Origin of the sequence: Proteiniphilum sp. UBA5384 (genome assembly GCF_002410825.1) — a bacterium.
Lineage (GTDB): Bacteria > Bacteroidota > Bacteroidia > Bacteroidales > Dysgonomonadaceae > Proteiniphilum.
Genome location: NZ_DHOS01000073.1, coordinates 142,962 through 157,354, shown reverse-complemented (window position 1 = coordinate 157,354; position 14,393 = coordinate 142,962). Strand labels below are relative to the sequence as shown.

The following is a 14,393-nucleotide window of genomic DNA, read 5'->3' as shown; positions in this document are numbered from 1 at the left end:
GGGTGCATATCATCGGAATATCAATCAGATAGCCTGCAAACGGATTGATAGCTAACTGACCTGAATTGCGGGCAATGGCAACAATGTGTTTTACACCAATCATATAACACCATATCGTATTGGTAGAACACTTACGTTCCGTCCGCAAATAATGTTCAAAACCATTAATAAAAGCAAGGTTCAATTCTTTCAGGAAAATATCATTCCGATTGTATTCCTGCTTGATATAGTCTTCCATGTGTTTATACAGGGTGCAATATTTGGAATAAGTCGCTTCCGTCCTGTTGTAGCCTACCTTTCGGGAAAATTCTTGGTTGTGTTTGGCAAACAGAGTTAAGAACGTGTCCTGCTTTACTCCCAATCCCAGATAGGCGTTTTTCACTTTATCCGCTGTTACAAAGCCATCCGTTTGCATCACATCCTGATAGTGGCGGTTGATATCGACACGGATTTTATCCAGTGCAATGTTCGTCTTTACCGCTAATGCGCTTTTACCCGTCAATCTTCCCGCTTTGGTATCCCAAAGGTTAGGCGGGACTGTCATTTTACAACTAAATTGACTGATTGTTTTGTCAATCGTTATCCTGCCCATTACGGGTACTGTTCCGTCGGGCTTGGGGTTGTTCCGTTTAAGATAGAACAGAATTTTGAATGTGCTACGCTGCATCATAACTCAAAGTTTTTACAGATTACAAAATTAGTTTACTTCGAGTTAAGAGAGGCTATACGAAATGGCGCAAACAGCAGACAACGAGTTCCTTATAGCCAAATTGCATTTTGTAGCGCAGGTAATGATGTGGTAATTGAACTTTGTCCTACCTTTGTCTATCGGTGGCTTTGACCGCCTAAAAGAAAAGCCAAACAAAGGACTTTATCCGCACATTTTCAATCGGTTGTCCTCGCTTGGCTTTGACTTGCTTTTTTGTTAGACTTTTATTTTAAAAGAAAGTACAAATCCACTATAATTATCATGTAGGATTAATAATTCATTGCAACTGGTATAATTACCTGCAGATATTGGAAAACTAAATGTATTTTCAATAATCGTGCAATTAATTTTCAGATAATAAGACTTATCAATATTCAAGCCAATTACAACTGTATTCTCATTATCTCATAAATCACAGTAATATGTACCAACTTCCTTAGCAATCAAGGAAGAGGTTGACAGCTGGAAAATTAAATATCCGATTAAATATGTATGATCTACTCTCATATTGATAAATATGAGTTCCCTCCGAAAACCCCATTTTCCCAACTCCATCCTCCCTACAGAGTATTGTGGAGGGGATATTTTTAAAGAAAACGATTTATCGGAGTGGACTTAAATATTAAACAATTACAAAAAACTACCTGTTATTGTCATTTTTGTCATAACTATACATCTTACATAGGTATCTACGTTATTATGAGCTAGCTGTTCTATAGCTGTTAAGGTATTACTTCTTTTTCTGATTTTATTTCGATTACATTGGAGGTAATATGCCCTTTAAAGCGTTTGAATCCTAGTTTTTGTAAAGTTTTCCCCTCTTCTATAAAGATAGTATCGTTAGTTTTAAAATCAAAAGATAAGAGATATGTAGCCTTTTGCAACAACAAATAGCTCGCATTAATCGAAAATGTTTTAATTTGATTTGGTTTTAGAATAACGACTTCCTCGTAAAAGATTGTTTTCTGCTCCTTGATATTTTCCCGTTGAATCAAATTATATACTTCTATATCAGTATAAAAATATTTAGCAATTTTGTCTAAATCAGGTGGATCAGGAGCTAATTTATCTCTACGTAGGACATAATAAGCATTCTCTAGTTTATCAATCCTGTCATATATGTCAACTTTATCTCCCAAATGATTTTCTTGGAATTGCTTATTCACCTTTGGTAAGGTAAGGTAGAATGTGTCTTTTACATTACTACGTTCATTATTAGCTTCTATAAAACCCCGCGCCTCATTTTTTAAGTTTTCAAATTCTTCTTCAGCCGAGCCATTATAGTTTACTAATATTGCATTATCTACTTCAATCACAATTTGATTCGCTTTACAAACTAATAAAAGAGGTATATTAGAATGATTTTGTAGACTTACCAAAATGACTAGACTATCTGCTTTGGGTGTAACAAAGTCTAGCTCTGCAGTTATTCTAGGTTTTTCACAACTTTGTATTGTTACCAGAATTGCAATTATTAAAAAGGGGGTACAAATTTTATTTATCATAATAATTAGTATTTTGCATTTAAGAGCCATCCAAAATAATCTTTTCTCCACCAGTGAAATCTCCCCAATTGTCGCTCGTATATTCCATACCCGTTTTGTACTCCCCACACGTGATTTTCCCAGTGATGTGCAGAAATTTCTGTCCATAATATTCCTTCATGCTTCGCATTAGCATTTAATATACCCCTGCTAGCCATGAAATTATGAGTAGCATGTATATATTCATGTCCTATAGTCATTTTTAATTGATCCATACTCACAAAAGTAGATTTAGACAAATAGACTGCGGAATTACCCTTACCCAATGATTCAGTCAGACCATCTATAATCCTACCCTTTGCATCAAGAATACTCCCATTCTTTATAGTATACCCTCCTTTAGATGGAACTTTATTTGTATTCATATCTTTTACATAATCTAGTTTTGTATAGGTTTCATCCGCAACTTTTTTAGCGAAATCTGAAGAAAATTCCACATCTTTGCCTACTTTTACATCTTCAGGGCGTAGTTTAGGATCTCCATAACTCGCTAAAATTGTACCTTTCCCAGTCCAGAAATCTCCATGATTTCTACTTGCATGTATACCATTAGATAACCCTCCTAGTAGGGCTCCGCTCGCCAATCCAATTCCACCTCCAATTAGGCCAGCAGAAAGTCCTTGTCCAAAGTTGGCCCCCTGTAGAAGCCATGCGTTTCCTGAACCGCCAATAAAACCACTCAGCCCTCCACCGGCTCCACCAGACACCGCTCCTCCAAAGAATCCTCCAAAGTTCAAGGCGCCTGAAACCGCACCCCCTGCCCATGCTCCTGCGGCACCTGCAGCGCCTCCTGTTAGAGCTCCTTTGAACATATCGCCAGCAAGCCCCCAACCAGATTTATCGCTGTTTATCATGGCTTGCCCCATGCCTATCCATGCTCCAATAATTGCGGCAACCAGTATAAAAGACTCCCCATCCTGATCGATATACAGTAACGGGTTATTCAGACAGTAACACTATACCGGTTGAAATTCTGAGTAAAGTCCGTCATCTGCACATTCGGATCGGGGCTTAAAAAGCGTCCGAGAGCCGGATCATACAATCTTGCATTCATATTTACCAACCCGAACCAAGGCAGGTATTCATGACCGATATATCCTCGTCCAAGAAACAAGGCCGGTTCATTTCCCGGAGCGTACGCTACCTGTGTGGAGGGATTTCTTAACCGTCCCCACGCGTCATAACTGTATTCATATAACTTTTCTCCATTGGTATTTGCAATATGTGTTATACTACCAAGGTAATCCCTGCAAATATAATAAATTTTCCAGTTTCCACCTTCTTTTACATAAACAGCTGGTGCAGAGTATACATTTCCTCCAAGATATAACCTTTCGGTATTCGAGGGTGCATCCAGTTCATATTGACCACCTATGTAGTAGCGTGTCAACACAGGTGTAGTTCCGTTGGCAACGTACATCTTAACCCTTTCTCCTGTTGAGTTATATGTAAATGATGCGCTCAACCCGTTTTCATCTATGCGTGACGGACGCAGGAAGGAGGTGTACGCCACGCTCTGGTTGCGTAACGGCACCGCACTTCCTTCAGGACTGAGCATGGTTACCTGATAGGGTTTGGCCGAGTTGCCGTAGGTCATCGTACCGACGCCTTGGATACGTGTTATGTTTCCATTGGCTGCATATGTAATTGTATTACCGGCAGCACCGGTCAACCGGTTCAGGTTGTCGTAGGAGAATGTTTCTGTTTTGCTGTACCTGTTGTCGGTCCGGCTCAAAAGGTTGCCTTTCTGTACGTCGAAACTGTACGTGAAGTTTTGGATGCTCCCTGCAGTTCTACCTGTTGATACGCCATAGACGTTATAATTATAGCTTCTACTCATATTACCTGTTGTCGCTGATGTGGGTTGTCCGAGTGCATTTTCAACAGTCAGCTTCCAGATGGTGGTTGAACCGTTTAGCTTAATCTCTGTATTATATCCATTGGCATACACGAAATTTTCGGTAGCAAGCGTACCACTCTGTGCCGAATATTGTACTGATGACACATTCCCTCCACTATAAGTATATGTCTTCTGTAACCACTTGCTATCGGGAACCGTCTCTTTTTCTGTCAGAAGCCTGTCATAGATGTCATAGGTAAATGTTTTTGAAGTCCCGTTTGTAGAGGTTTCGTTCGCTAGTAATCCATCTACACTATACCCATAAGTAGTGGTGAATTCACCCTGTCGCTGCAGGCTGGTGATACGGCCGTATTTATCAAAGACCGATATATTGGTCCCCTTCGGGCTGGTTTCAGTGAGGGTCAATACACCTGCTACAGTATATGAATAGGCAGATGTCTGGCGCCCAGCGCTCGGGTCCACCAATGCTGTCTGCCTGCCGAAGGCGTCATACTCGAACGAAGTTACCACACCCCCCGGGGCAGTAATGGACGAAGGTTGCCCGTCTGGCCGCAAAGTATAAGTGATGGTGCCTCCGGGATCTGATACACTGACCAAAGCCCCTGATACATCCATCGTCCTGGTGGTAGCGATGCTGTTATTGGTTTCAGTAGTGCTTAAACCGGAGTAAGTCCATGAAGTAATTTTGCCAGAAGCTTCGGTCAACTTTGTAGGACGGTTGTAACTGTCATAATTATAACTGCTCCACTGTGTAGCAGAAGTGCCCTTGAATGGAAGGGAGGTCTTATATGATCGGCCATAACTGTCGTACTCCATGTCTACATATTGCCACTGTCCATCAAAGCGTTGATTACCAGTTCGTATTTCACGTCCCAGTGCATCGTAATGAGTGATAGTGGAAGGTTTACCGGTACTTAAGGTGCTCACACTATATAGTCCTTTTTCTCCCCACGTAATAGTGGTAGAATCGATTACCCCACTTGGATGCACTATAGAAGTCAAATGCCCTCATTGATTATATTTTCGAGAAGTAGTCCGATAAATTATAAATTGTCCATTTCTGAAATTTACTAAATGCTCTAAATAAGTTGCTTTGAAATAATAAATTTTGATTATAGAAGTCGGCAGCAGCATGGTTAGCATAGATACAAGAATAGGCTCGTGTATGTCCGAGATTGAGAGCAGATAAAATAGAATGTAATTACTTGTCCTGTTAGATGTTGAAGACCAGTCGGAAAAACAGGTATCTCCAGCTGTTTTCCGGAGAAATACAGCGAATTTCAAAAAAACAAGATAGATTAAGCCAAAACATCATCAGGTAAAAAAGGAAAAATAAGTATTGCTATTCCTCAAATATTTATTAAATTTGGCGACGAAACAAACTTATAATGAAAACAAAACTACTCACAATCTCTCTCTTATTGGTAATATCATTATGCGCCAACTGCCAGTCACAATTCAAGTTATGTAAAGAATTTTATTCTGCTTTGCCGGATTCACTTACAAATAAAATCATTAACTCGCTTGACAAATTATTAATCAGCATTGATAATTCTCAATTGGACACCACCCTGGTGGATACAAAAGATAAGGAATTGAACCGCAATTTCTTTTCGCACCTGAAAGGTGTTGACGAAAAAGATACCATTCCTCACTATTTTCAGGCACAATTAATCAACCTATATCCTGTGGAAGATAATCAATATCTACTTACAATGAGTTATCAGAAAGAGGAGGAAATCGGGAGGATTTTCACTTTTCTTGTTAATAACCAGAAGACAAATATAACCTTTGCTAATCCATTAAAATACAATACGAAATTTTGGAAAACAACAACTATCGGAACCGCTACATATTATTATCCTGATACAATTGATACTAAACGGGCTGAACTTTTCAATCAGAAAAATATTTCGATGGCCCGGAATTTGAACTTACCTGTTAGAAACTGGGATATTTACATGTGTCGGAATTTTCAAGAAGCACTTCAACTTCAGGGATGCATGTATGACTTTTCGCGAATCGGAGTGTACAATAGTGGCTATATCATGGATCCCAAAACTCTTTTCACTTGCATGAATGATGAAGATTTCTCGCATGATGTCCTGCATATTTACGCTTCGCAAATCCGGGAAAGACCGCAAAGAAATGCGAACGGAGAGTGTGGCTTAGCTTATTATTGGGGAAACGCCTATCATGCAGGAACTGTTGGCAAATCTCCGGAGTTAGACGAATTAGTAACTGCATTGCAGTATTATCTCAAATCGCACGAAGAGGTGAGTTTATTAGAATTGTTTGAAAAAAGCCCCAATATCCTTGCCGAATATGGTTATCCTTGGCCAATACACCTAAATAGAATCATATCTGGGATTATTTGTCGAGAAGTTGAAAAGCAAAAAGGGACAGAAGGGATTAATGAATTACTAAAATGTGGTAGAGGTAACGATAATTTATTCAAAACCACAGAAAAACTAATTGGAATTAATAGAGATAATTTCAATGAAGAGGTTTATAAACTAATATTCATTCAATAGCTACTGAAAAAAGAAAAACGAGAGTATATATCCTTAACCTTTTATTTTCGACACTGTCCGAAAACGAACCCTGACTGTTCGTTTTCGGACAGTTATTGTTTTATTATAATCTAATACACAATTGATTATATTTTTGGCACATCCTTTGTTTATGGCAGGATAGATTTAGACTCAATGACCCTTGTATGACTCTTGTATGCAAAAAATAAATTTCATAACTCTACTTTTTTTATTTTCTATGGCAACGGGGGTGCCGGCACAGCAGGTGCTGACACTTCCCGAAGCCATTGAGATGGCGCGACTACAATCGGTAGACGCCGCGGTGGCGCTTAACGAGTTAAAGACATCCTACTGGGAATACCGCACCTACCGGGCAGATCTGCTGCCGGAAGTGAATTTCTCTGCCACCCTGCCGGATTACAGAAGGAGTTATAACCTATACCAAAGTGACGATGGCTCCTATAAATTTGTCAGGACCAATTCACTGAGTGTAAACGGTGATATCTCCATCGACCAGAATGTATGGTTAACCGGCGGAAAACTGTCCCTCAACACCTCTTTGCAATATATCGATCCGCTGAATTCGTCCGGAGCCAACCGCTACTATATGAGTGTGCCGGTAGGGGTTACCTATTCCCAGCCCATCTTCGGCGTAAACAACATGAAATGGAAACGGCGTATTGAGCCCATCCGCTATAACGAAGCGAAAGCCTCTTATCTGGAAAACGTGGAAATCATCACGCTACGCACCATCACCTATTATTTCCAGCTACTCCTGGCAAAGGAAAACCTGCATATCGCCGAACAGAACAAGAAGAACGCCGACCGTATCTACGAAATTGCACAGGCACGCCGTAAAATGGGGCAGATATCGGAAAACGAACTGCTGCAACTGGAACTTTCAGCCCTGAAAGCAGCATCCAACCTCACCAAAGAACAGTCGTCCCTCAATGGTGCGATGTTCCGGCTACGGTCGTTTTTGGGACTGAGCGAAACCGACACCATCGATCCGGTAATCCCTGAAATGACACAATATCCGGTGATCAGTTATCACGAGGTGTTGGAAAAAGCGCAACAAAATAACCCGCTTGCCCAAAATATCCGTCGCCGCCAGTTGGAAGCTGATTATGAAGTGGCAAAAGCCAAAGGGGCACAACGCGAAATAGCCCTGTTCGCTTCGGTAGGATATACCGGGCAGGATCAGGCATTCCGGGCAGCATACCAGAACCTGATGGATTACCAGGTGATACAGGTAGGCGTAAAGATACCCATTCTTGATTGGGGTAAACGCAAGGGGCGCGTGAAAGTGGCGGAGTCCAACCGCGACGTGATCGCTTCCCGTCTCAAACAGGAACAGATGGATTTCAACCAGGATATCTTCCTGTTGGTAGAGCAATACAACCACCAGGCAGCACAATTGCGTATATCCCGGGAAGCCGATGTGATCGCACAGAAACGTTACAACACATCGGTAGAATCATTCATGATCGGAAAAATCAACACCCTCGACCTGAATGACGCTCAACTCTCGAAAGACAATGCCCGAGCCAATTACGTTTCGGAAATGCATTTATACTGGTATTATCTCTATCAACTGCGCAGCCTCACATTGTATGATTTTGAAAAGGGCGTAAATATGGATGCTGAATTTGAACGGTTGGTAAGGGAATAATGTGTCAATTTTCTTAGGAACGAACACATAGCCAAACTTGTTTGCGCTTTGTCGAGTGACGACAGAAAATGGACGAAGTCAATGAGTTAATGTGGATAACCCCGATAAATCGGAGCAAGTAATGCCAATGAGATAAAAATAGTAACTTTGCGCTCATGATAATCTTGATAATTGATGACGATGCGATTGTACGTTCTTCACTTTCACTACTGCTGAAACGTGCGGGATATGAAACCGAAGCGGTGGCTTCTCCCAAAGCGGCGCTGGATTTCGTACGCCATACCTCGCCGGACCTGATGCTGATGGATATGAATTTTTCACTGACCACCAAAGGTGAAGAAGGATTAGAGTTATTGCAGAAAGTACAGGTCTTTTGTCCAAGGGTGCCCGTCATACTGATTACCGCATGGGGCTCCATATCGCTTGCAGTACGAGGGATGAAAACCGGTGCATTCGACTTCATCACCAAACCCTGGGATAACCGCCAACTATTGAAGTCGGTAGAAACCGCACTCGAACTGAAAGCGCGGAGAGCTATTGACAATCTTCCTCAGACACGCCGGGAGCTGGATGGTCAATATGATTTCTCTTTCATCATCGGACAATCGAAGGCATTGGTCGACGTACTCTCCACCGTAGCCCGAATCGCCGACACCAATGCTTCGGTATTAATCACAGGAGAAAGCGGTACAGGGAAAGAACTGATTGCGGAGGCCATCCACAAAAACAGCTCCCGCAAAAAACAACGGTTTGTGAAAGTCAACCTGGGCGGCGTATCCCAAAGCCTATTCGAAAGCGAGATGTTCGGGCACCGCAAAGGAGCCTTTACCGATGCCCAAGCCGACCGTACCGGACGATTCGAATTGGCGGACAAGGGAACCATCTTCCTGGATGAGATCGGTGAACTCGACATCACCTGCCAGGTGAAACTGCTACGTGTATTGCAGGACCAGACCTTCGAGGTGCTGGGCGACAGTACTCCCCGAAAAGTGGATGTACGGGTGGTGAGCGCAACCAATGCCGACTTGCAGCAAATGGTACGGGAAAAGACATTCCGTGAAGACCTTTTCTACCGCATCAACCTGATTCAAATTCATCTGCCGGCACTCCGCGAACGTAAAGAAGATATTCCCCTGCTGGCACAATTCTTTGCCGACCGCCTATCGGCACAAAACAGGCTTCCTGCCATTTCATTCACTCCCGACGCTTTCGAACTACTCCAAACGCTTCCGTTTCCGGGAAATATCCGGGAATTGAAGAACTTGATAGAGCGCACCATCCTCGTAAGTGGAAAGAGCCGCATTTCGGCAGACGACCTGCGCAGCCAAACACCCATGCAGGGGGCTCAGGGGGTGCAGGGAGTACAGGAAAGGCGAGGAATCCTGCCCGGCAGCTACCATACAGACCAGCCCATGACGTTGGACAACTTGGAAGCACAAACTATCCGCCATGCGATCGAACAACATAACGGCAACCTGTCGAAAGCCGCCCGCGCGCTGGGGATAAGCAGGACCGCCCTCTACCGGCGCATTGAGAAATATGGGTTATGAAACTGAAAGTCTATTTCTATATTCTGGCAATTTTACTGCTGCTGGTCTTCGGGTTTACACTTTACGAGAACTTGGATGCTCCTTCGTGGAAAACATTGGCGCTTGAGGGGCTTATCCTGGGAACTGTGGTATATCTGGTCATTTTCTACCGGAAAACGGTGCGCCCCTTGCAAACGATCAGTAACGGGATGGACCTGCTCCGGGAACAGGATTTCAGTTCCAAACTCCGGGAAGTGGGACAATACGAAGCCGACAGGGTAGTCGCCATCTTCAACAGGATGATGGCGCAATTGAAGAACGAACGGCTCCAACTCCGCGAACAGAATGAATTCCTCGACCTGCTCATCACTGCTTCACCCATGGGTGTCATCGTGCTGAACTACGACCACCAGATTATCGACCTCAACCCGGCGGCAGTCAGACTGTTAGATGTGAAGAATGCGGATGGGGTGAGAGGCAAGACAATCTCCGAAATAAAAGAATCGGTGCCGATCGACCTTTCAGAAATACCGATGCACGAAACCCGCTCTATCGGCCTGAGTAATGGTACCGTCTATAAATGCTCACTGGAATCATTTGTCGACCGGGGATTCCCTCGTCCGTTCTACTTGATCGAAAGTCTTACGGAGGAAGTACGCAGGGCAGAAAAGAAAGCATACGAAAAAGTGATCCGCATGATATCCCACGAGGTAAACAACACCACCGCGGGGATCACTTCCACCCTCGACACCGTGATTGAAGGACTTGAACCGGTCCCCGAAGCAGAGGATATGCGACAGGCCATGCAAATCTGCGTGGAGAGATGTTATGGGATGAGTCGCTTTATCACCAACTTTGCCGATGTAGTAAAGATTCCGAAAGCAGAGCGGGAACTGATCGACCTGAACCGGTTAATCACCAACCTGATACGTTTTATGGAAGTGATGTGTACACACAAAAACATCCGGCTCACCTTCAAGCCGGACGAGCACCTTCCACCGGTACTGCTTGACACATCGCTCTTTGACCAGGTAATACTGAACATCATCAAGAACGCGGTGGAAAGTATTGAAGAAAATGGGGAAATCATCATCACCACAGAGGCGCAGTCGAAAAAATTGGTCATTGCGGACAACGGGAAGGGAATCAGCAGGGAGGTCGAGAAAAAGATATTCAACCCCTTCTTTTCCAGCAAACCCCAAGGACAGGGGATCGGACTGCTTTTTATCCGTGAAGTACTCGCACAGCATGATGTCCAATATTCCTTACGCACTTACCCCGACAACTGGACACGGTTTATTATCCGGTTTGATTAAGGATACTCACCCTGCGATGGTGTCGAGCATCTTGTCGAGGTTGAGGCTGCGGGCAGAAGCGTCGAATATCTTGCGGTATTCCCCGTTCAGTTTATAGAGCGACTCATGCGAGCCGGTCTCCACCAACCGTCCTTCTTTTAATACGTGGATCACGTCGGCATCCACGATCTGCGAAAGTGAGTGGGAAATAATCACCACCGTGCGGCCTTCCTTGATGGCATCGAGGCTCATCTTGATATGCTCGGTGGCAATGGCGTCGAGGCTGGCGGTCGGCTCATCAAGGAAAATCACCGGCGGATTCTTCAGGAACAACCGGGCAATGGCGATCCGTTGCTGCTGTCCGCCACTCAGGTTGGAAGCGTCGGTATCGTAACCGTCGGGCAGCAGAAGCACCTGGTCGTGCAGAAAAGCACTTTTCGATGCTTCGATCACCTCCTCACGCGTAGCATCGAGTTTCCCGTAAAGGATATTGTCATAGATGGTTCCCTTGAAAATATGATTCTTCTGCAATACCAGACCGATATTGTTACGCAATGACCCGTTCTCATACTCTTCCAGGTCGATCCCGTCCAGCAGGATCTCTCCGCGATCAGGCTTATAAAATTTACAAAGAAGATTAATCAGGGTACTCTTGCCGGCCCCGCTTAAGCCGACAATAGCCGTCGTCTTGCCTTTTTCAAGGGTGAGACTGACATCCGAAAGCGCCTCCTTCCCGTTGGGATAGGTGAAGGTCACATCACGTACTTCAAACTGTCCCTTCACATCCTGGGCTTTTATGTCACCACCCACCTCTACCGCATCGTCGTTGGCAAGCACCTCGAAAAATCCGTCGGCATAGATCAGGGCGTCATTCACCTGGTCATAGATACGATGCAACTGGCTGATGGGAGCCGACACGTTGCGGAAGAGCATGATATGCATCATGATGGCACCGATTCCCATCTGTCCATCAAGCACCAGAAATACGGTAAGGATAATGATCAGCACCACCCCGATCTGCTGTATAAACGATTTCAGGCTCTCGTAGACATAACTTGTCCGGCGGGTCTGCAATTGGTTGTTGAGCATCTCCATCTGCACATCATATTGTTTCTTTCCTTCCGGTTCTTCCCGTACGAAGCTCTTGATCACCGTGATGGAATCGATAATATTGATCAATCCATGGTTCTTGCGTTCGCGTTGCCCCCGCAACTGGATGCGCCATCCTTTCAACCTACCTGCCTGTTTCTGGCTCACATAAAAGTAAGCCGGAACTATGATCGTAGCCAGCAACCCCACATAGAGGTTGGCGTTATACATCACCACAAGGGCGATGATAGCGGTTGAAAACAGGGGCAGTATATCGAGGAAGAAGTTCTGTACCAGCCCAATAAGGCTCTCAATTCCCCTATTAATGCGGGTTTGCAATAATCCGGTCTGGTTTTCCGGTTCGGAAAAAAACGACATCTTATATCTCAATATACGATCTACAGCAGCCTGGGAAAGGTCGCTTCCCACTTTGATACGGATTTTCTCCCCGAAATATTTCTGTCCGAACTGGATACCGATGTTCAGCAACTCATTGGCAAGCATGATGGCGGAAATGATCAACAGTAAGCGCACCCCGTTCTCAAACGGGTCGGACTGCCTGAGCAACTCTTCCACACGATTGATCGTCTCGTTCACTAAAAGCGGATTTACCTGGGCGGCAAACGATCCCACCAGCGTGAGAAGGAGTGTCCCCGCAATCATCTTCCTATAGGGTTTCACATATGGGACAAGGTTTCGGAAAAGGGCTTTAAAAGACTGGCTATAAGTTTCTTTATTAATCATCGACCATTGGACTTAACAAGTTGAAAAGGGTTTAAACTATTTCATTATAATTCAATTTGGATAGCAAAAGAAATAATTTAAGAATAATTTGCTACCTTTGAGACCAAAATACTTTCAATTATACATACCGAAACAGGTAAACAAAATCCTGCCGGAATAAGTATTTTCAATTAATTATAATATATAAAAAATTGTAAAGGCATCATTTGACTATAATATGGACAATGAACAAAAAAATGACGTATTATTTTTTCTCGCACACCTTTTGGAAGTGAACAGGGAAAAAATCATAGAAGTAAACAATACTGATATGGATACGTTTCCGGGAATGGACGAGTCGATGACAGACCGGCTGAAGGTAGATAATAAAAAGATCGATGGAATGATCCGTTCATTAGAGGAAGTCGCTTCACAATCCGATCCAGAAGGGAAAGTCCTTTATGAGTTCGTCCGTGAAGACGGAGTAAAGATTACAAACCGGACAGTACCGTTCGGAACCATCCTGATCATATATGAATCTCGGCCCGATGTCACTATCGAAGCTGCGGCTACTGCATTTAAAGCGGGAAATCGTATTTTGTTGAAAGGAGGCAAAGAGGCACGCCATACTAACCTGCTGCTTACCGGACTGTGGCAACAAGCGCTTGCAGGACATAATGCTGATTCGAATTACATCAGGTATCTCGACTTGTCCCGTGAGGAGACACAACGCCTCATCAGGGAAAACAGCCATCATGTGGATCTTATTATTCCCCGGGGAGGAGAAGGATTAATCCATTTCGTACAGGCAAATGCTTCAATGCCGGTCATCGTAAGCGGCAGGGGCAATAACTTCCTCTATATCGATAACGATTCCGATTTTGAAATGGCCGTACGGCTTGTGGTAAACGGTAAAGAACGTATCAGCGTCTGCAATGCGATAGACAAGATTCTCATAAACAGGAATATAAACAAACTGAAGGAAAAACTCTCTGAGTTGGTAACACATCTTACGGAAAAAGGTATCGAAGTATGGGGAAACCAAGAAATAGTATCACTACATAAAGATATCAAGGAGGAAAATGATGCTGCCACACTTTGTGAAGAATACCTGGCTCCAAAACTATACCTTTCCCTTGTGGATGAAATACAGGAAGCTATAGGAATGATTAACCGCTACTCCGGTGGACATACGGCTGTGATTGTAACAAACGATATCGCAAAAGCCGATATATTTATGCAACAGGTGGATTGTGCCGCGGTCTACCACAATGCGTCGTCACGTTTTACTGACGGCGGACAGTTTGGCGTGGGTGCAGAAATCGCTATAAGTACGCAAAAACTCCATTTTCGTGGCCCCTTAGGTGCACAGGAACTGGTAACCAACAAGTGGTTCGTATATGGAAACGGACAGGTGAGGGACTGAGAGACTGGAAG

10 protein-coding genes are annotated in these 14,393 nt (G+C 43.8%); 5 read left to right on the top strand and 5 right to left on the bottom strand.

Annotated elements, in window-relative coordinates; translation table 11 throughout:
* The 4 genes from B4G81_RS14835 to B4G81_RS14820 form a co-directional block, all read right to left on the bottom strand.
* Nucleotides 1–670: phage integrase SAM-like domain and Arm DNA-binding domain-containing protein (locus B4G81_RS14835; RefSeq protein ID WP_294083866.1), on the bottom strand; the 670-nt coding region annotated here is incomplete at its 3' end.
* Between the two features lie 761 nt (nt 671–1,431).
* Entirely contained in the window at nt 1,432–2,214 is a 783-nt protein-coding gene (locus B4G81_RS14830) for a hypothetical protein (protein WP_294083864.1), read from the bottom strand.
* 5 nt (nt 2,215–2,219) lie between these two features.
* Complete coding sequence (locus B4G81_RS14825; protein WP_294083862.1) at nt 2,220–3,107, bottom strand: hypothetical protein; 888 nt, start codon at nt 3,105–3,107, stop codon at nt 2,220–2,222.
* Nucleotides 3,108–3,196: 89 nt separating this feature from the next.
* Nucleotides 3,197–5,116: an RHS repeat-associated core domain-containing protein gene (locus tag B4G81_RS14820; RefSeq protein ID WP_294083860.1), complete on the bottom strand. Its 1,920-nt coding sequence runs from the start codon at nt 5,114–5,116 to the stop codon at nt 3,197–3,199.
* 386 nt (nt 5,117–5,502) lie between these two features.
* On the opposite strand from B4G81_RS14820, the gene B4G81_RS14815 reads away from it, so the two are divergent.
* The 4 genes from B4G81_RS14815 to B4G81_RS14800 all read left to right on the top strand — a co-directional run bounded on the left by B4G81_RS14815 (nt 5,503) and on the right by B4G81_RS14800 (nt 11,165).
* Nucleotides 5,503–6,648: a hypothetical protein gene (locus B4G81_RS14815; RefSeq protein ID WP_294083858.1), complete on the top strand. Its 1,146-nt coding sequence runs from the start codon at nt 5,503–5,505 to the stop codon at nt 6,646–6,648.
* Between the two features lie 196 nt (nt 6,649–6,844).
* Nucleotides 6,845–8,320, top strand: coding sequence for a TolC family protein (locus tag B4G81_RS14810; RefSeq protein WP_414703211.1), 1,476 nt, complete (start codon nt 6,845–6,847; stop codon nt 8,318–8,320).
* A 158-nt stretch (nt 8,321–8,478) separates the two neighbouring features.
* A complete protein-coding gene (locus tag B4G81_RS14805) occupies nt 8,479–9,870 on the top strand; it encodes a sigma-54-dependent transcriptional regulator (protein WP_294083874.1) in 1,392 nt (463 codons plus the stop codon).
* Nucleotides 9,867–11,165: a sensor histidine kinase gene (locus B4G81_RS14800; RefSeq protein ID WP_294083855.1), complete on the top strand. Its 1,299-nt coding sequence runs from the start codon at nt 9,867–9,869 to the stop codon at nt 11,163–11,165. The genes B4G81_RS14805 and B4G81_RS14800 overlap by 4 nt, the downstream gene beginning before the upstream one ends.
* A 6-nt stretch (nt 11,166–11,171) precedes the next feature.
* On the opposite strand, the gene B4G81_RS14795 is transcribed toward B4G81_RS14800, so the two are convergent.
* On the bottom strand, nt 11,172–12,977 hold the full coding sequence (locus B4G81_RS14795; protein WP_294083853.1) for an ABC transporter ATP-binding protein: 1,806 nt from the start codon (nt 12,975–12,977) through the stop codon (nt 11,172–11,174).
* Nucleotides 12,978–13,194: 217 nt separating this feature from the next.
* Between B4G81_RS14795 and B4G81_RS14790 the strand changes: the two genes are divergently transcribed.
* The gene (locus tag B4G81_RS14790; RefSeq protein ID WP_294083851.1) at nt 13,195–14,382 is read left to right on the top strand and encodes a glutamate-5-semialdehyde dehydrogenase; all 1,188 of its coding nucleotides are present in this window, start codon (nt 13,195–13,197) and stop codon (nt 14,380–14,382) included.
* The last annotated feature ends 11 nt before the right edge of the window (nt 14,383–14,393 follow it).

Bases quoted from the DNA above. Each gene is read 5' to 3' on its own strand.
- B4G81_RS14830 (WP_294083864.1), bottom strand. From the start codon at position 2,214: ATGATAAATAAAATTTGTACCCCCTTTTTAATAATTGCAATTCTGGTA.
- B4G81_RS14825 (WP_294083862.1), bottom strand. From the start codon at position 3,107: ATGATAAACAGCGATAAATCTGGTTGGGGGCTTGCTGGCGATATGTTC.
- B4G81_RS14795 (WP_294083853.1), bottom strand. From the start codon at position 12,977: ATGATTAATAAAGAAACTTATAGCCAGTCTTTTAAAGCCCTTTTCCGA.
- B4G81_RS14810 (WP_414703211.1), top strand. From the start codon at position 6,845: ATGCAAAAAATAAATTTCATAACTCTACTTTTTTTATTTTCTATGGCA.
- B4G81_RS14790 (WP_294083851.1), top strand. From the start codon at position 13,195: ATGGACAATGAACAAAAAAATGACGTATTATTTTTTCTCGCACACCTT.
- B4G81_RS14800 (WP_294083855.1), top strand. From the start codon at position 9,867: ATGAAACTGAAAGTCTATTTCTATATTCTGGCAATTTTACTGCTGCTG.
- B4G81_RS14815 (WP_294083858.1), top strand. From the start codon at position 5,503: ATGAAAACAAAACTACTCACAATCTCTCTCTTATTGGTAATATCATTA.